Raw genomic sequence first — 19,972 nt, forward strand, 5'->3', positions numbered from 1 at the left:
GGTGATGAGCCGCGTCAGGAGAGTGCCGCGCCGACCGCGTCCTGAATGACGAGGCAGGCCGCGCCCCGGGCCCACAGGTCGTGATGGACCGGGTCGATGCGGATGTCGCAGTCCTGGGCGGCGGTGGAGAACGCTTGGGCCTGCATCGCCTGGGTCATGGCAGGGCCGAACAGGTCGTGGGCGACAGCGCCCTCTCCGGCGATGATGATCTTCTGTAGGTTCAGCAGGTTGCACAGGCCCGCCAGACCCCTGCCGAGGGCGGTGCCGGCCTCGGCGAAGGCTGAGCGGGCGATCGAACGGTCCCTGCCAGAGCGCGAGCGGGCCAGGTCCATCGCCTCGGTGATGTCGGAGCACTCGGCTCCGGCATCCCTCAGGTGTCGCAGGACAGCCCTGTCACCGGCGAGGGCCTCCAGGCAGCCGCGGCGCCCGCAGCTGCACATCGGACCCCCGGGGTCGAGGGACAGGTGGCCCAGCTCACCGGCGAGGCCGGTCGCCCCGGAGAAAAGGGCGCCGTCCAGGAGCAGGCCGCAGCCGATGCCGGGTCCGACGGTCACGACGGCGAAGGAGTCCACGTCTCGGCCCTGGCCGAACCAGCGCTCGGCCACGACGAGCGTGTTGACGTCGTTGTTCACGACCACCGGCAGGCCGGTGGCCTGCCGCAGCGGCTCCGCCACATCAACCTTGTCCCAGTCCAGGAGGGCCGAGTAGCGGCAGACTCCGGCGCCTGAGTCCACGTGGCCGCTGACCCCCACTCCGAGACCGAGGACCCTGTCCGCCGCTTCGGGCGCCTCGGCCAGAAGCCGCCGGGTCAGGTCGGCGACGGCGGACAGGGCGGTTTCGGGAGTGCAGTCTGCGATCGGCACCTCGTCGCGGGCCAAGACGCCCGCGGCCATGTCGGTGACCACCGCGGACACCTGCGCCGGTCCGATCTTCGCTCCGACCACAATGTGCTTGTCCGGGTTGACCTGCAGCATCTTCTGCGGCCGTCCCCGCCCGGTCGGGGCGGTGTCCAGCTCGCGGAGATAGTCGTGCTCCAGAAGCGGAGGCAGCATCCGGGTCACGCTGGAAGGCACCAGCCCCAGCCGCTGCGCGAGCTGGGTGCGTGAGACGGGCCCCGCGGTGAGGACGGTGGCGAAGATCTCCGCGCGGGTCCGCTCACCGACAAGCTCCGAGAAACGGATCTTGGACGGGGTCATCACACATGCCTCCGAAGCAGCGATGGATCGGGAGAAGTATCGGCGGGACCGGTACTTCCGGCCGGCGTCCTGGGGCCCGCGGGGCGGGCCGGAGCCGGTGGAGCGAGTACCGCGAACTTCACAGCGGCCTCCCAGTGTCGTACGCGGGCCGCCCGAGCGGTCGAGCCGACTGCGTATGGCAGGAGTCTGACCCTCCTTTTTTCGTGCGTCAAGAAATAAACACTCGGGTTGCATAACCGTGACCTAGAGCCTCCGGTCGTTACAAATGGGCGTTTCATCACTACTTGTGCGCCCACTTGGGGTTCTGCAACCGAACCTAGAGAAGAGGTCCTGTTCATTTCATTGACACAGAGAAGAAATGGCGCCACGTTGTTTCCCGGCCACAGAGTGACACCGTCGCCTGACGGCCCGACCGCGCAGCGGCCCGCTCGGCCTCCTGCCTCACATCCCCGAGGCGTTCCAGGCCCGGGCGGCGCCGGAGACGCCTCGCAGTCCCGGCCTCCCGGACGTCCCGAACGCATCCAGCCCCTGAAGGGAGTCTGATCGTCCAGGGCCGCCCGGTCCGCTCAACCGGCGCGCCTCATCATCGCGCGTCCAGAGCCTTTCAGCGCTACAGGCGTCGGACGGCGCCCCGCTCCTGGTCTTCGTGCACCTGATCACGGCACCGCGTCTGCCCCTACGGGGCGAGTGCGGGGTGCGGCAGGGCCAGTGCCCTGAAGGGCGCCGGCTTCCAGCGACAAGAAGAGGATTTCGCCATGCCCGCAGCAAGACTGAACAGGCTGGCGGCACTCGCCGCCGGCCTTGCGCTCGCCCTGGCCTGCGTCGTGATGCCGACCGGGGTGGCGAGCGCGCGGCCGCTCCCGGCCCCGGCGGCGAACACCGCCGCGGCCTCGGCCGTCACCACCTCCGACAGTGCGCAGCTCAAGACGTGGTGGCATGACAACCACGAGTTCAACACCACCAGTCCGGTGGCGAGCGACAAGGTGCGCCGATCGTCCTTCTATGACGTGCGGGTCGCCACCGCGGCCGCCCCATCGACCAGGTACGACTCGTTCGCGTACATGAGCATTCCACGCAGCGGCAAGGGAAAGATCGGCTACACCAAGGAAGACGGTGCCGAGTTCTCCTCGTCGGCGGACCTCACCATGAGCTGGTCGTCCTTCCAGTACTCCGCCGACGTATGGGTCGATGTTTCACTGCGCGGCGGACAGACGATCTCCTCGGCCGACCAGGTCAAGATCAAGCCCAGCAGCCTGGACTTCGCCAAGGAACTGGTCGACAGCACGACCGTGCGCGTCAAGGTCCCCTACGACGCCAAGGGCTACCGCTTCTCCGTCGAGTTCGATCCGCAGTTGTACACGGCCTACAACGACATGTCCGGCCCCGCGAACGACGCCGGCAAGCTCACCACCCAGGGCGGTGGCGGCAACCGGGCCGTCCACACCGAGCCCCGCAACTCCATGATGATCTTCGCCGAGCCGGCTCTGACCGGTGCGGAGAAGGACCGCCTGATACCGACTTCGTCCTCGGGCAGCATCCACTACCCACAACCGGGCAAGGTCACCGACCTGAACACGATCAGCGAGGAGATCGTGTACTTCCGCCCCGGCACCTACGACATGACCTCGAAGTACCACGCCCTGCTGCCCAAGCAGGTCAAGTGGGTCTACCTGGCCCCCGGCGCGTACGTGAAGGGCGCCATCCGGTTCCCCGACGACAGCCAGAGCCTGTACAAGGTGACCGGCTACGGGGTGCTCTCCGGCGAGCGGTACGTCTACGAGGCGGACACCAACAACAACTACGACCACCTCAGCGGCGCCTCCAACTGCCACTCCAGCTGCGTGAAGATGCTCCAGTTCGCCTCGGCGCAGGGCCGCCGGCAGCATCTGGACCTGCAGGGCGTGACCATCAACGAGCCGCCGTACCACTCCTTCGTGGTCTACGGCGATGAGCAGACCTTCGGCATGCGGGTCAACAACTACAAGCAGGTCGGGTCCTGGTACTGGCAGACCGACGGCATCGAGCTCTACCGCGGCAGCACCATGAAGAACACGTTCTTCAACGCCAACGACGACGTGCTGAAGATGTACCACAGCGATGTCGACATCGATAACACCGTCATCTGGAAGAACGAGAACGGCCCCGTCATCCAGTGGGGCTGGACCCCGCGCAACATCGACAACGTGCGGGTGAACAACACTCACGTCATCCACAACCGCATGTACTGGAAGGACGTCAAGTACAACACCTGCATCCTCAACTCCTCGTCGCACTGGGAGGACATGGGATCGACCAGCAAGGCCGATCCCAGTACGACGGTGAAGAACATGACCTTCGAGAACATCACCGTCGAAGGCATGACGAACTGCGCAATCCGCGTCTTCGCCCTGTCCAGCACAGAGAACATCCACGTCAAGAACCTCAAGATCGGCGCGTGGAACCAGCTGGACGCCGCCTCCCAGGTCAGTCTGCTCAAGCGGCACAGCAACAGCGCCGGACAGAAGGTGAGCCTGGGCAACGAGACACGTGACAGCCGCGGCCTGAAACTGGAGAACTACACCGTCGGCGGCACCGTCATCCAGAAGTCCGGCACCAACTGGAGCGCGGAGAAACTCGGCCGGCTCGGCTTCGACGCCGAGAACTGGGACAACTGGAACGCCTGGGGGCCTGGCGGCAACAATCCCGACCCGGCCACGCGCGGCACCATCAAGAACGGCGGGAACTCCAAGTGCGTCCACCGCGCCGATGACGGCACGGCCAACGGCACCGCCATCCAGCAGCGGACCTGCGCCGACAACGCCTCCATGATCTGGACGCTCGACGGGCAGCAGCTGAAGTCCGGCGGCAAGTGCCTGGACCTGGAATACGGGGGCACCGCCAACGGCACCAAGACCCACCTGTGGGACTGCGGCACCTGGGACAGCCAGAAGTGGGCCTTCCAGACCGACGGCACGCTCAAGAACCTCAAGTCCGGCCGCTGCCTGGACATCGAGGACAAGAGCACCGCCGACGGCGCCCGTCTGCACCTGTGGGACTGCGGCGACTGGTCCAGTCAGAAGTGGACTCTCACCTCCTGACCGCCCCGGTGGCCGCCGACGAACCACCGCTGCCGGCGGCCACCGACCTCTGCACTCGCACTCGCACTCGCACTCGCACTCGCAGTAGGACCGTTCATCCCTACTCGCTGCCGAGAAAGGGCACCACCGTGGAGACTCCCGCCAGGTACCAGGGCCCCGTTCTGGGCCTGTTCCGGATCGTCCTGGGACTGCTGTTCGCCTGCCACGGAGCGGCAACGCTCTTCGACGTTCTCGGCGGGCCACACGGGCAGCCCCCCAGCGCGGGACAGTGGCCCGGATGGTGGGCGGCCGTGATCCAGCTGGTCGGCGGCACCCTCGTCCTGCTCGGCCTGGGCACCCGGCCGGCCGCCATCCTGTGCTCCGGCTCCATGGCCTATGCCTACTTCGTCCACCACCAGTCCGACGGACTGTTCCCGTTGGAGAACGGCGGTGAGCAGGCCGCTCTGTTCTGCTGGGCCTTCCTGCTGATCGCCGCCCTCGGCCCCGGCCGCTGGCCGGTGACGCACCTGCTCGCGCACCGCACGAGGAAGGAGGTGGCAGGCATCCGCGACACCTGAAAAGGAACCGGTTCTGTCATGCGCACGTCAGCCACAGGGCCTGACACAGCCGCCCGTTGATCCCCCGAGCAACCGGAGGAAGAGCACCATGAACCGCGCACCCACCACACCGGTCCGGCGCACCGCGCTCGGCGCCGGCGTCCTGGCCACCAGCCTGCTGTGCCTGCTTTCACTGGCACCGACGGCATCCGCCCACGGCACCGTCATCACTCCGCAGACTCGCAACTACGGCTGCCTGCAGCGGTGGGGCTACAGCGAGCCGAACGAGGCACTGGACCCCATGTGCTACCGGACCTACCACGAGAACGCCAACGCCATCGGCGCGTGGAAGGCCGTCTACGCCAACAACACCGGGGACAACTACAAGCAGGTCATCCCGGACGGCCAGATCTGCAGCGCCGGCGGCCAGGGCGAGACGAACTACCGGCCGCTCGACCGTCCCGGCCCGTGGGTCACCACCCCCATCGGTGACGACTTCACCGTCGACCTCTACGACGAGGCCCGCCACGGTGCGGACTGGCTGGAGGTCTACGTCACCAAGCAGGGCTTCAACCCGGAGTACGAGCTGATCGGGTGGGACGACCTGGAACTGGTGAAGAAGACCGGCCGCTACCCCTACCAGGCGCACTACGTCACGGACGTCAGTACGTCGGGCTACAGCGGACGCCACGTCGTGGTGACGGTCTGGAAGGCTTCGCACATGGACCAGAAGTACTTCCTGTGCAGCGACGTCGACTTCAACTGACACCAACGGGACGCAGCTGAACGGTACGACGGCACACCGGCCCCGCGAGGCGCACATCTCGCGGGGCCCTCCCCCCTCCCCCTCCCGGTCGGCGATGCCGGCCGGTCGCCTCTCGGAGGACCCATGCTCGATCTCCGTACCTCTTCATCCCCGACCAGCCACCCCCGCCGCCTGCTGCGAGACCGGCTCCTTCCCGCCGTGCGCACCCCATCGGTCCGAAAGGCGACCGCACAGCGCGTGGCCGGGCAGTACCGGGCGCGCAGCGTCGCGGTTCTGCGCATCAGCATCGGTGTCGTCTACTGCTGGTTCGGGGTGCTCAAGCTCTTCCCGGCCGGGGGCCCGGCCGAGGAGATCGCTGCCGCCGCCATGAACAAGTTCACCGGTGGCCTTCTGCCCACCACCGTGTCCATGCCGCTGCTGGGCACAGCGGAGACACTGATCGGACTGGCCTTGTTCACCGGCCTCTTGCTCCGCCCCGCTCTGGTTCTGTTCTTCGGTCACATGGCCGGTGTCTTCACCTCCCTCGCTCTGTTGCCCGGACAGATGTGGCACCACGGCGTACCCACGCTCGAAGGCCAGTACGTCCTGAAGAACCTCGTTCTGGTGGCCGCCTGCCTGGCCGTCGCCGCTGACGAGCTCTCCAGCTGACGCTCAGCGCCGCCCGCCGCACAACCGCTCGAAAATCCGACCGGCCCTGCGGGTCCGCATCACCCTCCAGGAGTCACCCGTGGGAAGCACCATCACCCTGAACCACCTCGGCAAGACCTACGCCAGCGGCCACCGGGCCGTCCACGACGTGTCCCTGCACCTCAACGCCGGCGAGTTCCTCGTTCTCCTCGGCCCGTCCGGCTGCGGGAAATCCACCTTGCTCCGCATGATCGCCGGGCTGGAGACCATCACCGAAGGCCGGCTCCTCCTGAACCAGCAGCCTGCCAATGACCTGCCACCCAGCGAACGCGACGTGGCCATGATCTTCCAGAACTTCGCGCTCTACCCCACCATGACCGCCGCCCAGAACATCGCCTTCCCCCTCGCCGCCCGCGGCGAAGACGAACACTCCGCCACCCGGGCCGTGCACGCCGTGGCCGATCGGCTGGGTATCCGCTCGCTGCTCACCCGGACCCCGGCCCGGCTGTCCGGCGGCGAACGTCAGCGCGTCGCCATGGGCCGCGCCATCATCCGCCACCCCGCGGTGTTCCTCATGGACGAGCCGCTCTCCAGCCTCGACGCACGCCTGCGCGTACGACTGCGCGCCGAGATCCTCTCCATCGTCCGCCGCATCGGAGCCACCACCGTCTACGTAACCCACGACCAGGCCGAAGCCATGGCACTCGGCGACCGCATCGCCGTCCTGCGCGACGGCGTCCTGCAGCAGATCGGCACACCCGACGAGCTCTACAACCTGCCCGCCAACGCCTTCGTCGCCTCCTTCGTCGGGACTCCGCGCATCAACCTCCTCCACGGCACGCTGTATGCCCCGATCGAAGGACCCATGACCCTCAGCATGGGAACGCAACACCTGGTGCTTCCAACGGAGATGACAGAGCAACAGCAGCATCTGCGGGTCGTACAAGGGCAGCCACTGCTCGTAGGTCTGCGACCTGAAGCCCTGCGCGTCGGCTCCGCGACAACCGCCTACGAACGCCCGCTGAGCGCCACGGTGACCCACGTCGAGTACCAGGGCCACGAAAGCCTGCTCCATGTCACTGTCGGGGCCGTGACAGCAGATCCGCCCCGAACCGCGTTCGATCATGAAGATCGAAACGAGACGGGCAATATGCTCTCTGCCGCTGCCCGTACCCTGCTCAGTCGCGTCCGCAGCACTCGACCCGCCCCGTCCCCGGTCACCGCCGAACCCGCACCGCCGCTGCCCCAGCACTACCAGGGCGGGGAACTCGTTCTCCGCGCGCCCCAGGGCGTCAGCCACAGCCTGGGAGACCGCCTCCCCCTCCTCGTCGACATACGCTCATTGATGCTCTTCGATGGCACAGGCCACCGAGTCTTCCCGCACCCCACACACGTGCAGGCATTCTGACCATCGTCCGCTTCGAGCTGCGGCCGTCTCGACCCCAGCAAGACTCCGCCCGATGGGTTGTTACGACTCTCGCATGCGCAGGGCGGGCGCTGACGCGTATGCCTGCGACATCGCCACGGACAGGTATTGCACAGGTCCGTCACCTGCAGCCGTGCACCCGCCAGGTCGGCGATGTCCGGCCCCTGGCCCAGGGTGAACTGCAGGTCCGCCAGCCGCACGCTGGTGTCGTCGCTGAACCACACCAGCTCCCCGCCCGCCGGCGTGGTAAGGGCTTCGCAGCAGTCGGCCGCTGTCGCCGAGGTCGGGCCGTCCGGCAACAGGGGCCGTTTGTCAAGGCTTTCTTCCATAGCCTCTAGTGCAGCCGTCCACAACCCTACGCTGTATCCGGATCCGGCAGGTCCCGGCCGCATCCGGCAACGCGGTCCGGATACCACCGCACCAGGCGCACGATCACGGAGGACGCCCATGGTCTCGAACAGCACACACAGCCGGCACCAGAGCGCCGAGGGCGCCCCCGCGTGTCCGGTGGTGCATCTGTACAGCCGGGAGGTGGACGACGGCCGAGACCGGCTCTCCCGCTTCTACCGGGTGCCGTTAGTGGTCAACCCGCAACTCACCGACCTGGCACTGTTCCGCGTGGGCTTGCACGGCGCCCAGGTGGGCCCCACCGCGTTCGGCCTCATCTCCTTCGGCGGCGCCACCGCCCTGCACACCCCCGCCCAGCACAACCTATACATGTTCTACGGGGCCCGCGCCAGCAGCATCGTCCTCTCGCAGTCCGGCATCGCCGACACCTACTCCACCCACGGTGACGGCCATATCGCCACCACCGATTCACGTGTCCCCATCATGGCCCGTTTCGACACGGGCGCCGAGCTGTTCGCGGTCTCCTTCGACCGGGCAGCCGTCGACACGGAACTGGAGGAAGAACTCGGCCACGCCGTCTCCCCCCTGCACTTCCCCTCGTCCCTGGAAACGGACATCCCTTCCCAGCGGACCTACAAGGGCCTCCTCGCTCTGATCACGGACGAGGTCGCCAGCCCGACGGGGCTGCTCGACCGGCCCGCGGTCGCCGACCGGCTCGGCCGCGCACTCCTCACCACCATGCTGCACAGCGCTCAGCACCAGTACGCCGACGAACTGGCCACACCGCTTCCGGCAGGCCCGCACGCGGTGCGTATCGTCACCGCCGCCCTGCACGCCGACCCCGCCCACCCCTACACCGCGGTGGAACTCGCCCGCCTGGCCGGGGTCTCCTTACGCTCCCTGCAGGATGCCTTCCATCGCCACCCGCTGGGGCTTCTTCCACCTCTCCCGCTTCGCCACCTACTACCGCCAACGCCACGGAGCCCTGCCCTCCCAACACCTGCGCCACTGACCGCGAGGGATGTGCCGCCCGTGCGGCGACCGCTGCGGGCAGGCGCATGGTTGATGGCCGATACAGGTGCTGAGGTGCTCGTTGCCCCTTCGCCTCGGGTCCGGTGAGCGAGTTCCATCTCTGACCACGCACCCACGCAGGTTGTAGGGGCGAGCAACCCGTGACAAGCGGCCGGATCTATCGTCGGCTCAACTGGCCACCGCAACTGTCAAGACATCGGAGCCCGGTCATCACGTGAGCCGGTAGGTCCTCCAGGTGCGATGTTCGGTGCGGGCGAGGATGTCGACCTCCTCAAGGCGGCGCAGCTGGTCGTGGACGGAGGAGGGGCTGGCCCTGCAGGACCGTCATTGTGGCCACACCACTCTGCACACCCACTCCTGACGCCCGGTATCGCCCCCCGGTGGGACGAGGGCGGCCGGCGAGACGGGCGCAGCCGGAGTCAGGCACCCTGCCGGGGTCTGGGGCGGGTGCGTCGAGCGACCCCGGCTGCTCCCGCCGCTTACAGCCTTCTACCGGCGCGTGCCGCTGACTGCTCCGGGAACGAAACGCGTGCCGAGCCGTCGGCCGGAGAACGAATGTGTCCGCACCGCGTGAGGGGTCACCGGTCGTGCGCGGGATCTGCCTCACGCGACGAGCGGCGGCACATCCCTCGCGGTCAGTGGCGCAGGTGTTGGGAGGGCAGGGCTCCGTGGCGTTGGCGGTAGTAGGTGGCGAAGCGGGAGAGGTGGAAGAAGCCCCAGCGGGTGGCGATGTCGGCGACGGTGACGCCGGGGGGCTGCTCGTTCAGGAGGTCCTGGTGTGCGCCATCGAGGCGCAGGTTGCGCAGGTAGGTCATCATCGGCATCCCGTGGTGGGCGCGGAAGGCATCCTGCAGGGAGCGTAAGGAGACCCCGGCCAGGCGGGCGAGTTCCACCGCGGTGTAGGGGTGGGCGGGGTCGGCGTGCAGGGCGGCGGTGACGATACGCACCGCGTGCGGGCCGGAAGGGCGGGGCACGGCCAGTTCGTCGGCGTACTGGTGGGGAGCGGAGTGCAGCATGGTGGTGAGCAGGGCGCGGCCGAGCCGGTCGGCCACCGCGGGCCGGTCGAGCAGGCCCGTCGGGTCGGTGAGTTCGTCGGTGAGCAGGCCGAGGAGGGCCTTGTAGGTGCGCTGGGGTGCGGCGTTGGTGCTGAGGGAGGCGGGGAAGTGCAGGCCGGAGACGGCGTGGCCGAGTTCTTCCTCCAGCTCCGCCTCGACGGCCGCCCGGTCGAAGGCGACCGCGAACAGCTCGGCGCCCGTGTCGAAGCGGGCCAGCAGGGGGATACGGGCGTCGGTGGTGGCGATGTGGCCGTCACCTCGGGTGGAGTAGGTGTCGGCGAGGCCGCTTTGGGAGAGGACGATGCCGCTGGCACGGGCGCCGTAGAAGATGTACTGGTTGTGCTGGGCGGGGGTGTGCAGGGCGGTGGCGCCGCCGAAGGAGATGAGGCCGAACGCGGTGGGGCCCACCTGGGCGCCGTGCAGGCCCACGCGGAACAGTGCCAGGTCGGTGAGTTGCGGGTTGACCACTAACGGCACCCGGTAGAAGCGGGAGAGCCGGTCTCGGCCGTCGTCCACCTCCCGGCTGTACAGGTGCACCACCGGGCCCGTGACACCGTCCCCCGTGCCGGCATCTGGGCTGGGGTGCGGGTGAGGTGTGGAGTGCGGGGTCATGGCGTCCTCCGTGCTGCTCTGCAGCGTGCGGCAACCGTCTTGGCCGCATCGCCGAATACGGCCAGGATCTGCCGAATCCGGCTACAACGGAAGGCAGCTCACTGCTGCACTGGGGGGTATGGGAAAAAGCCTTGACAACCAGCATCCGCGAGTACAGGACGAGGATCCCGCGACGCTGACCACCGACGGACGCGCCCCCGGCAACCTGCTTGCCGACACCACCGTTCACGCCCTGCTGGACGTCTTCCCGGCGACTGAGACGGACGGGAGGGTGATGACGGGCGAACAGATGATCCACTGGCTGCGCGATGTACTGGGCCGCATGGGGCTGGAGGGGCACGCCGCCGTCGTCCGTACCCGCCCCACCCTGTCCCTGGCCACCACCACTCTCGCGCGCACCCTTCAGCAGATAGAGGCGCACGACGAACAGGCCCCTACCACGCAGGCACTCCGCGGTGTCCGCCTGCCGGACCTCGCCGTGCAGGCGACCACACCCCGCCTCCTCCACGGACGCTTCGCCGCGCACGCGCATCGGCTCGGTGTCCGCTGGGTCGGCACCCGCCTGCTGATCACCACTTCGGGCTCGGCCCCGCCGCCCTCACGCGCTACCCCGGACGGCCACACGGCAGCCAACGCGGCCGCTGTGCTGGTGCACTACCGCTGTCGGCCACCCCGGCTCTCCGCCGCGGACCAAGACCAGCTCACGCTCGTGGCCCACCTGCTCGGCGTGCGGCTGCGCTACGACGACGCGCTGCTCCATGCCGCCCAGCTGCAGACCGCCCTGCGCAGCCGCATCGTCATCGAACAGGCCAAGGGATTCCTCGCCGCCCAGTGGAAATGCCTGCCCGAGCAGACCTTTCCCGCCCTGCGCGGCCACGCCCGCGCCCAACAGCGCCTCCTGCATGAACTGTCCCTGCGCATCACCACGCACACGGAAACCATCCCCCCACCCGCCGACCTGCTGTGACACCGCCTTCCGGTGTGTCGTCCCAGGGCGGCGGGGGTAGCCAGGAACTCGGCAACAGCTCCGTGTCACGTGCCGGGGGGGCGCTTCGGGGTCGATGCGGGTGGTGGCCTTCAGAGCCGCCACCGCCGGCGCGGCCCCGGTCAACTCCAGCGCATCGTCCTCGCGGCCGCCGTGTGGCTGCTGGTGCAGGTCGATGCTCACACTGCTGCCGAGCGCGGGAAGCAACTGCGGCACGGTGACCGGGTGGTTGCTGTTGCTATACATAAGGCGTTGCGGCCGAAAGGAGGGCAGCATGAGTGCCAACAGCAGGTTGGCCGTCGCCGCCCACGCGCTGGCCCGGATCGGTCTCTGTCAGCGCCAGGGCCATGAGGTCGCCACCTCCGAGCAGATCGCGACGAGCGTGAACACCAACCCCGTAGTGATCAGGCGGCTGCTCGGCGAGCTGCGCGGGGCCGGGCTCGTGGAGTCCCGGCGGGGCGTGGGCGCGGGCTGGTCGCTGGCGCGCGAGCTGGAGTCGATCACCCTGCTCGACGTGTATGACGCAGTGGAACCCGGCCCGCTGTTCGCCATGCACCGCACCACCCCGGACCAGGGATGCGTGGTGGGTCACGGCATCCGGCAATGCAGAGCATCTATGAGGGCATCGAGGAGATCTTGAGACGTGAGCTGGCCCGCGTCACGCTCGAGAACGTACTCCGGGACGTACTCGCGGCACCTCGCCAGCCTCCCCGTTACGCCATCTCCCACTCCAGGAACAGCCTGCCGGTTCGCACTCACCGTGACCCGGTGGCCTTCCAGGAACCGGCACATGCTCGATCCCGAGCTGCTGGAACGGATCACCGCGCGGCACGCGGAGCTGGACGAACTCGAAGAACAGCTGGCCGAGCAACTGGCGGAGGTGCGGGCCGGGCGAGACGAGATGGGTGCCACGTACCGCGACGGTGAGCACACCGCTGCCGGCATCGGTGGCGGTTGCCACCTGGTCACTGAGGCCCGACACGGCGTTCCTCTGCAGCGAGCACTTGTTGCGGAACATGGGTATGCCTATCAGCTCGCGCCCCGCGCGAGCGTGCACCGGCCCGCTGCCTGCTCGGCCGGCCGGCCCCGCCCACGACCTGACCCGCACCTCCGTCATGTGAACGTTCGTGTGCAACGACGCCACCGCCCACGCTGCGACCGCACCCTCCCAGCTGGTCGGCTGCACCTGCGCCCGCACCAACGCCCCCCGACCGTTCCCTGGTCGAACCGCCGCGTGGAGGCCCGCTCTTGGCCCTCACTTACTTGCCGGATCAGTAGCGGCGGGAGGGCCGCAACGGTACGAGGGAGCGGCTGTTCAGAGACGCAGGCCGAGGGTAGTGCTGGGCGAAATCTTGTACGCGTCGCGGTAGTGGGCGGAGAAGTGGCCGGGGTGGGCGAAGCCCCAGCGGGCGGCGATCTCGGTGACCGTGGTGGAGCGGGGATCGCCGGCCAGCAGGTCGTGGTGTGCGGCGTCCAGGCGCACTCGGCGCAGGTAGGCCAGAGGGGTGGTGTCCAGGTGGCGGCGGAAGGCGTACTGCACTGCCCGCGGGGTGACGTACGCGGCGGCTGCGATCTGGGCCACCCCGATGTCACGGTCGGCGTTGGCCTCGATGAATGTCATCGCCCGGCGCACCGTCTCCGGGGTCGCGTCGGCTCCGTCGCGGACGGCGGGGGTGGTGTCGGCGAGCAGGGTGTTGGGGAAGACCGCCAGCGCGGTGTGTGCCAGCAGGCGGGCGGCGTTGGCGATCAGCAGCGGACTCGCGTGTGTACCGGGGTCGGTCAGCAGTCGGCGCACGTACGTGGTGGTGGACCGCCACAGGTCCGCCTCGGCCCCGCGCGGCGGAGTGGGGTCGAGGAAGCGCAGCGGCCGCCTCAGGCCGCCGGGCGCCAGGGGCGCCTGTTCGCGCAGCAGGTCGGGCGGCAGCGTGACGGCGTGCTCGCGCAGCCGATCCCCGCAGGCCGCTCGGTAACCCATTTCCGGTGCCAGAGCCACCGCCGCATCGCCGGGGCCGTACCGCTGAGTCATGTCGTGCTCGTACCGCTCGTAGAAACCCTCCTGAAATGTATTGATGGTCACCAGCTCGGTGGGCTCCAGCAGGAACGAACAGTCGGGAGCGATCATGATCTGAGCGGACATGATCGGACCGGCCGCCACCTGGGCCACCGACACGACCGCCCCACTCCCGCCTTCCCGGGTCAGGCGCATCCTCGGCGCACGCTCGTACGCCGCCTCCAGGAAGTCCCGGGCCACATCCCCGTCAGCCGTCTCGAACTCCAATCGCCGCACCAACTTACCGCTCATGACCCGCCCCCACCCCGCCGATCTACAGCCCTCCGGCCAGCACCGAGGAATCCGCTGTCATCTAAACGCTACGCCCTGCCGACCGCCCCGGTCTGCCCCTGGCGCTTGGTGACCGGTCGGACAGAGAAGCGGGGTGAATCGACCCGGGTCTGATGGAAATCGTCAAGGCCCGGAAGGATGCCGATCATGGCTGCCTCCCGTAAGTACCCTGATGAACTGCGCGAACGCGCGGCGCGTCCGGCTGTCGAGGCCCGTAAGGGGCCGGCCTGCCGGGTCGGTGCGATCAAGCGCGTCGCTGACCAGCTGATGTACATCCCGAGGCTTTGCGGGCCTGGTGAAGCAGGCCGAGACCGACGAGGGCACCATCGCCGGGACCACCACCAGTGCGGAGGCCACCCGGATCGCGGAGCTGGAGCGGGAGGTGAAGGAACCGCGGCGGACGAACGCGATACTGAAGCCCGCCTCGGCTTTCTTCGCTGCGGAGCTGGACCGTCCACCGCGCCGAAGGCGCCTACATCGACCAGTACAAGGAGACGTGCGGTGTCCAGCCGATCTGCGACGTCCTCGCCGTGACGGACGCACGGATCGCACCGAGCACCTACTACGCCGCCCATTTGCGCCCGCCCTCGGCCCGCAGCCTGCGCGACGAGGCAAATCATCGACCAGATACGCCAGATCCATACCGCCATCTACGGCGAACGGGGTCCGTAGGGATCATGCCGCTCTGGTCCGCGACGGCGTCCGGGTGGCCCGCTGCACGGTCGAACGCCTCATGCGCCAGGCGGGACTGCGGGGAGTGATCGCATCCGGGCCAAGAGCCCACGTACCACCCGGCCCGCCCCGGAGATTTGCCGTCCTGCCGACCTGGTCGAGCGGCAGTTCAGCCGCGACCGCCCCGAACCAGCTGTGGGTCGCAGACATCATGATCTGGCGCATCGATCGGTTCGACCAGCGACGCCTGCACAGCGAACTCGGACACGTCACTCCCGCCGAGCACGAGGCCGCCCACTACGCGACCGAATCCTCTGCGTCACTCCAGAAAACCAGCCAACTCTCTGCACAACCCGGTGCTTCGCACAGACAGTCACCCCGCCGCTCAAGGAGTCGAGCCATCACACGCCGCCCCTCTGTCCACAGATGCACACTCCGGGCAAGCGATGGCACACACGGGCCATCTACACCACGCATCTCGCCGGCCCAGTGCCAACTCGGCTCAGCAGCAGTCGATTACACCCATAGTTACAGGTAAGAGGCTCAGGCGAGCCTGTACCACCAGCAGAGGAAGAACCTCTTAGCGGTCAGAGCGCGGCGATGACTGCGACGGCACGAGCTCGACGGATGTGGGGTCGGTAAACCCAACCGGGGCAGCGTCGAACTCTCGATGCGGGGTGCCATGAGAACGCTAAGGATCGAAGACCGGCGCCCCTGAAGCTGCTGGGCGCATACGGTTGTGGAGTCTCTACAACCAGCCACACCAGTTGGTACACCGGGTCAACGCTGCCGGGGCCCCTTCTGCCACCTTGCCCACCTCAGGCGTGCAAGGGCCCATCCCCCGCAGCCTCGCTCACGGTCTTCGGCGCAGTGGCGAACGGCCGACTCCGTCACCGGGTTCCCTGCCACCCGCGCGTCGCCTTCGACACGCATCCCCGCAGTTCAGCGCGCCCGACCCCGCGGTTTCAGGGGCACGGACGGCAGTTCCGGGGCGGGGAGCGGATCACCGTCGTACCCCTTCACCTCACCGAACCGGGTACCGGTCGTCCAGTCCGAGCGCGCCTGAGCGATATCCTGGTGCGACCGTCCGATGAAGTTCCACCACATGATGATCTCCTCGCCGAACGGCGTGCCTCCGATCAGGACCACGCGCGCGGGTGTGTCCGACTCGTTGGTCAGCGTCAGGGTGGTGTGTCCCGGACCGAGGTAGCCCAGCTCCGCCGGGTGCAGGGTGGTTCCGGCCATGAGGACCTGGCCTTGGTCGACGAGCAGGCCGTGTTCGAAGGCCGCGTCCACGGTGAGCGTGATCGTCGCGCGCGGCTCGACGACCAGTTCGGCGCCGAGCAGCGGCGAGAACGTCCGCACCGGGGAGACCGAGCCCGCCAGCGTGCCCAGGAAGACCCTGACCTCGGCGCCGTCCACGCGTACCGGGGTGGGCACATAGTGCTGGAAGTCGCGGTCGGCGTTCCGGTGCGCGTCGGGCAGCGCCACCCAGAGCTGGACCCCGTGGAGCACGGTGGTGGCCGACGTGGAGACCTCCGAGTGGGCGATTCCGTGGCCGCCCGTCATCAGGTTCAGCTCCCCGGGCCGGACGAAGGCGTGGCTGCCGAGGCTGTCCCTGTGCTCGATCTCCCCGCTGAACAGCCAGCTCACGGTCTGGAGGCCGATGTGCGGGTGCGGTGCGACGTCCATGCCGCCGGACTCGGAGACGTCGTCGGGGCCGTAGTGGTCGACGAAGCACCAGGCGCCGATCAGCGTACGGGCACGCTGGGGAAGGGTGCGCCGCACCGTCATCGCCCGCGGGCCGCCCAGTGGGACGTCGCGCGCGGAAAGGACCTCGGCCCGGTCCGCGGTGCCGCCGGCCTCCGCTCCGCAGCGCAGTGCGGCGGGTTCACGCTCGGCATTGCTCATCGCTGCCTTCCCCCATCAAGATATTTTGGATTTCAACAACTGCGTTCGATCATAAACGTTCACGAGTCCCAGAGGGAGCCCACATGGAGCGGCACGGCCAGTCGGAGCAGCGCGTCCCGGAGCAGCGCGTCTACATCGACAAGCAGAGCCCCAAGGCCTATCACGCGATGGTCGAGGCGTCGGCCGCGGTCAAGGCCACGGCGGCCGACGCGGGGCTCGACCGCATACTCGTCGAGCTGGTCAACCTCCGCGTCTCGCAGCTCAACGGCTGCGCGTACTGCCTCGACGTACACACCCGTACCGCCCTGCGCGAGGGCGAGACGACCCGGCGCCTCGGCGTGCTGGCCGCCTGGCGGGACACCGAGCTGTTCACTCCGCGGGAGCGGGCGGCGCTGGCTCTGGCGGAGGCCACCACGCACCCGGCGGACGCCGCCGCGCAGGAGGAAGCGTACGCCGCCGCGCGGGAGCGGTTCTCGGACGCCGAGATCTCGGCGGTGATCTGGGTGGCGATCACGATCAACGCCTTCAACCGCGTCTCCATCCTGAGCAAGCACCCGGTGCGGGGCGCCCAGGGCCGGTGAGAGGGGCAGTGCGACGGGAGGGGCCATCCGACCGCGCGACGCGGACAGTCGGCGCCCGCGTGACGCGGACTGTCGGCACCCGCCCGACGCGCACGGTCGTGCCGTGCGCTGCGGGGTCACAGCCGGTGCGCTGAGCGTCAACGCGGGCGGCCCGGCCGCCCCTAGCGTGGCGGACGACGGCCCCGCGAGGTGCTTGCACGCACCGTTCGGGGCCGCCGTCCCCCACCCGCGGCGCCACGCGCCCCGGGCGGGGTTCCGACGTGCCGGAGAGACCGGCGCACCGCACGGCCCTCACCCCTCAGGAGTACGCATGTCCGACGTCGCCGAACCGCTTCCCCCGGTCCTCCTCGAACCCGCCGCCGCCGCTTTCGCCGAGGCGACCGCCCAGCCGCCCTACCTCTTCGAACTCGCCCCCGCCGACGGCCGCAAGGCGGTCGACGAGGTGCAGTCCGGCGAGATCGCGAAGCCTGCGGTCGACGAGGAGTGGATCACCGTCTCCGGCGGCCCCACGGGCAGCGTCCGCGTCCGCGTCGTGAGGCCCGCCGGGGCCGGGGGCACCCTGCCCGTGGTCCTCTACATCCACGGCGCCGGCTGGGTCTTCGGCAACGCCCACACGCACGACCGCCTGGTGCGCGAACTGGCCGTGGGCGCGAACGCGGCCGTGGTCTTCCCCGAGTACGACCTCTCCCCCGAGGCCCGCTACCCGGTGGCCATCGAGCAGAACTACGCGGTCGCCCGCTGGATCGTCGAGGAAGGCGCGTCCAAGGGCCTGGACGGCACCCGGCTCGCCGTGGCAGGTGACTCCGTCGGCGGCAACATGACCGCCGCCCTGACGCTGATGGCGAAGCAGCGCGGCGACGTGCCGCTCGTCCAGCAGGTCCTCTTCTACCCGGTGACCGACGCCCGCTTCGACACGGGCTCCTACGAGCAGTTCGCCACGGGCTACTTCCTGCGCCGCGACGGCATGCGGTGGTTCTGGGACCAGTACACGACCGACGAGGCCGAGCGCGCCCAGATCACCGCCTCCCCGCTGCGCGCCACCACCCAGCAGCTCACCGGCCTGCCGCCCGCGCTGGTCATCACCGGCGAGGCGGACGTGCTGCGCGACGAGGGCGAGGCGTACGCCAACAAGCTGCGCGAGGCGGGCGTCGCGGTCACCGCCGTGCGCTTCCAGGGCGTCATCCACGACTTCGTCATGCTGAACGCCCTGCGCGAGACGCACGCCGCGGAGGCCGCGATCACGCTGGCCACCGGCACCCTGCGCAACGCGCTGCACGGCGCCTGACCGCACCCCGGCCCCGCCACCCCGCGGCCCCGGCCCGCTCACCTCACGCCCCACCAGGAGAACGTCCCTTCATGAACACGCCCTCGCCTTCCGGTTCCACCCCCACCGTGCTCCTCGTGCACGGCGCCTTCGCCGACGCGGGCAGCTGGTCCGGGGTCGTCGCCGAGCTGCAGAGCGACGGCATCCCCGTCGTCGCCCCGCCCAACGAGCTGCGCGGCCTCGCGTCCGACGCCGCGTACATCGCCTCCGTGGCGTCACAGCTCGACGGCCCGGTCGTGCTGGCGGGACACTCCTACGGCGGCGCCGTCATATCGGTGGCCGGAGCCGCGGAGAACGTGGTGGGCCTCGTCTACGTCGCCGCGTACGTCACCGAAGAGGGTGAGAGCCTGGCCGAGCTGCAGGACCGTTACCCGCTCTCGCCGCTCGGCGGCAGCCTGGTCGAGCACAGGTACCCGGTCGCGGGCGGCGACCCGGCCGTCGAGTTCACCATCGCCGCCGACGCCTTCCCCGAGATCTTCGCCGCCGACGTCCCCGCCGAGAAGACCGAGGTCCTCGCGGTGGCGCAGCGCCCGCTGACCGCGGCGGCGTTCACGGAGAAGGCCGCCGTCGCGGCCTGGCGCTCGAAGCCGTCCTGGGCGCTGGTCGCCGGCGCGGACCAGGCGATCAACCCCGACGTCCAGCGCTTCGGCGCGGAGCGGGCGGGTGCGACGACCGTCGAGGTCGAGGGCGCGTCGCACGCGGTGGCGGTCTCGCGCCCGAAGGAGGTCGCGGACGTGATCCGCGAGGCGGTACGCGCGACGAGCTGACGTACGGCGGGCGCCCGCTCCGGCCGCCCGCCCCACGTCCACTCCGCCCGCCTCCACCTCCCCCAGGTACGCCCCCCATACACATCCCGAAAGGCAGTCATGACCACCACCGAACCGACCAAGCCCCTGAGCGGGAGCCAGCCCTGGTTGCACCAGAAGGGTGCGGTGATCCAGGAGTACGGCACGGTCAAGCAGTTCCCGATCGGCCTGTCCTACGAGGCGCGGATGTACTCCTGCCAGCGCCTCAACCGGGTCCTCGCGGACACGCAGATCCTGTACGGCCTCTACAAGAAGCACCACTGGCTGATGCGCGGCGCGACCTTCTACCAACTGCACCTGGTTCTGGACAAGCACGCGTCGGAACAGCTCGACATCGTCGACAGCATCGCCGAACGCGTCCAGGCCCTGGGCGGGGTCGCGGTGGGCGACCCCCGGCACATCGCGGAGATCACGTCGATCCCGCGTCCCCCGGACGGCGTGGAGGAGGTCCCCGCCATGCTCTCGCGCCTCCTGGAGGCCCACGAGTCGATCCTCATCGAGGCGCACGACGCCGCGAACCGCACGGGTGAGCTGGGCGACGACGGCACGAACGACCTGCTGGTCTCGCAGGTGATCCGGACGGGCGAGCAGCAGGCGTGGTTCCTGGCCGAGCACCTGGTGGACACGCCGCTGGTACGGGTCTGAGCGACTCCGGTACCGGTGTGAACCGGTCGGGC

General features: G+C 69.2%; 16 protein-coding genes and 1 pseudogene. 13 read left to right on the forward strand and 4 right to left on the reverse strand.

Annotated features, from left to right (window positions below):
- Nucleotides 1–14: 14 nt before the first annotated feature.
- Entirely contained in the window at nt 15–1,196 is a 1,182-nt protein-coding gene (locus tag AB0I16_RS16380; protein ID WP_363250060.1) for an ROK family protein, read from the reverse strand.
- Between the two features lie 755 nt (nt 1,197–1,951).
- Here AB0I16_RS16380 and AB0I16_RS16385 point away from each other — a divergent pair.
- The 6 genes from AB0I16_RS16385 to AB0I16_RS16410 all read left to right on the forward strand — a co-directional run bounded on the left by AB0I16_RS16385 (nt 1,952) and on the right by AB0I16_RS16410 (nt 9,095).
- Nucleotides 1,952–4,273 carry a family 49 glycosyl hydrolase gene (locus AB0I16_RS16385; RefSeq protein ID WP_363250061.1) on the forward strand — a complete coding sequence of 774 codons (2,322 nt, stop codon included), beginning with the start codon at nt 1,952–1,954 and terminating at the stop codon, nt 4,271–4,273.
- Nucleotides 4,274–4,401: 128 nt separating this feature from the next.
- The gene (locus AB0I16_RS16390) at nt 4,402–4,830 is read left to right on the forward strand and encodes a DoxX family protein (protein ID WP_363250062.1); all 429 of its coding nucleotides are present in this window, start codon (nt 4,402–4,404) and stop codon (nt 4,828–4,830) included.
- An 88-nt stretch (nt 4,831–4,918) separates the two neighbouring features.
- Nucleotides 4,919–5,575: a lytic polysaccharide monooxygenase auxiliary activity family 9 protein gene (locus AB0I16_RS16395; protein ID WP_363250063.1), complete on the forward strand. Its 657-nt coding sequence runs from the start codon at nt 4,919–4,921 to the stop codon at nt 5,573–5,575.
- A gap of 237 nt (nt 5,576–5,812) precedes the next feature.
- Nucleotides 5,813–6,223, forward strand: coding sequence for a DoxX family membrane protein (locus AB0I16_RS16400; protein WP_363250064.1), 411 nt, complete (start codon nt 5,813–5,815; stop codon nt 6,221–6,223).
- Nucleotides 6,224–6,302: 79 nt separating this feature from the next.
- Nucleotides 6,303–7,610: an ABC transporter ATP-binding protein gene (locus AB0I16_RS16405; protein ID WP_363250065.1), complete on the forward strand. Its 1,308-nt coding sequence runs from the start codon at nt 6,303–6,305 to the stop codon at nt 7,608–7,610.
- A 465-nt stretch (nt 7,611–8,075) separates the two neighbouring features.
- Nucleotides 8,076–9,095, forward strand: coding sequence for a hypothetical protein (locus AB0I16_RS16410; protein WP_363250066.1), 1,020 nt, complete (start codon nt 8,076–8,078; stop codon nt 9,093–9,095).
- A gap of 548 nt (nt 9,096–9,643) precedes the next feature.
- On the opposite strand, the gene AB0I16_RS16415 is transcribed toward AB0I16_RS16410, so the two are convergent.
- Nucleotides 9,644–10,579 carry a helix-turn-helix domain-containing protein gene (locus tag AB0I16_RS16415; protein ID WP_363250067.1) on the reverse strand — a complete coding sequence of 312 codons (936 nt, stop codon included), beginning with the start codon at nt 10,577–10,579 and terminating at the stop codon, nt 9,644–9,646.
- 214 nt (nt 10,580–10,793) lie between these two features.
- Between AB0I16_RS16415 and AB0I16_RS16420 the strand changes: the two genes are divergently transcribed.
- Both AB0I16_RS16420 and AB0I16_RS16425 read left to right on the forward strand, forming a co-directional pair.
- Nucleotides 10,794–11,642, forward strand: a complete 849-nt coding sequence (locus AB0I16_RS16420) for an ANTAR domain-containing protein (RefSeq protein WP_363250068.1) — start codon at nt 10,794–10,796, stop codon at nt 11,640–11,642.
- A 292-nt stretch (nt 11,643–11,934) separates the two neighbouring features.
- A pseudogene (locus tag AB0I16_RS16425) lies at nt 11,935–12,362 on the forward strand (Rrf2 family transcriptional regulator); the annotation flags it as partial.
- 613 nt (nt 12,363–12,975) lie between these two features.
- Here AB0I16_RS16425 and AB0I16_RS16430 read toward each other — a convergent pair.
- A complete protein-coding gene (locus tag AB0I16_RS16430) occupies nt 12,976–13,962 on the reverse strand; it encodes a helix-turn-helix transcriptional regulator (protein WP_363250069.1) in 987 nt (328 codons plus the stop codon).
- Nucleotides 13,963–14,497: 535 nt separating this feature from the next.
- Here AB0I16_RS16430 and AB0I16_RS16435 point away from each other — a divergent pair.
- Nucleotides 14,498–15,211 carry an IS3 family transposase gene (locus AB0I16_RS16435; protein WP_363250168.1) on the forward strand — a complete coding sequence of 238 codons (714 nt, stop codon included), beginning with the start codon at nt 14,498–14,500 and terminating at the stop codon, nt 15,209–15,211.
- 404 nt (nt 15,212–15,615) lie between these two features.
- Here the strand turns inward: AB0I16_RS16435 and AB0I16_RS16440 are convergent, their stop codons facing one another.
- Nucleotides 15,616–16,584: a pirin family protein gene (locus AB0I16_RS16440; RefSeq protein WP_363250070.1), complete on the reverse strand. Its 969-nt coding sequence runs from the start codon at nt 16,582–16,584 to the stop codon at nt 15,616–15,618.
- An 83-nt stretch (nt 16,585–16,667) separates the two neighbouring features.
- On the opposite strand from AB0I16_RS16440, the gene AB0I16_RS16445 reads away from it, so the two are divergent.
- From AB0I16_RS16445 to AB0I16_RS16460, 4 genes are all read left to right on the forward strand, one after another.
- Nucleotides 16,668–17,165 carry a carboxymuconolactone decarboxylase family protein gene (locus tag AB0I16_RS16445; protein WP_363250071.1) on the forward strand — a complete coding sequence of 166 codons (498 nt, stop codon included), beginning with the start codon at nt 16,668–16,670 and terminating at the stop codon, nt 17,163–17,165.
- A gap of 310 nt (nt 17,166–17,475) precedes the next feature.
- Nucleotides 17,476–18,450, forward strand: coding sequence for an alpha/beta hydrolase (locus AB0I16_RS16450; protein WP_363250072.1), 975 nt, complete (start codon nt 17,476–17,478; stop codon nt 18,448–18,450).
- Between the two features lie 71 nt (nt 18,451–18,521).
- Nucleotides 18,522–19,256: an alpha/beta hydrolase gene (locus tag AB0I16_RS16455; RefSeq protein ID WP_363250073.1), complete on the forward strand. Its 735-nt coding sequence runs from the start codon at nt 18,522–18,524 to the stop codon at nt 19,254–19,256.
- Between the two features lie 99 nt (nt 19,257–19,355).
- Nucleotides 19,356–19,940 carry a DNA starvation/stationary phase protection protein gene (locus AB0I16_RS16460; protein WP_363250074.1) on the forward strand — a complete coding sequence of 195 codons (585 nt, stop codon included), beginning with the start codon at nt 19,356–19,358 and terminating at the stop codon, nt 19,938–19,940.
- The last annotated feature ends 32 nt before the right edge of the window (nt 19,941–19,972 follow it).

The organism is Streptomyces sp. NPDC050703 (assembly GCF_040654435.1).
Lineage (GTDB): Bacteria > Actinomycetota > Actinomycetes > Streptomycetales > Streptomycetaceae > Streptomyces.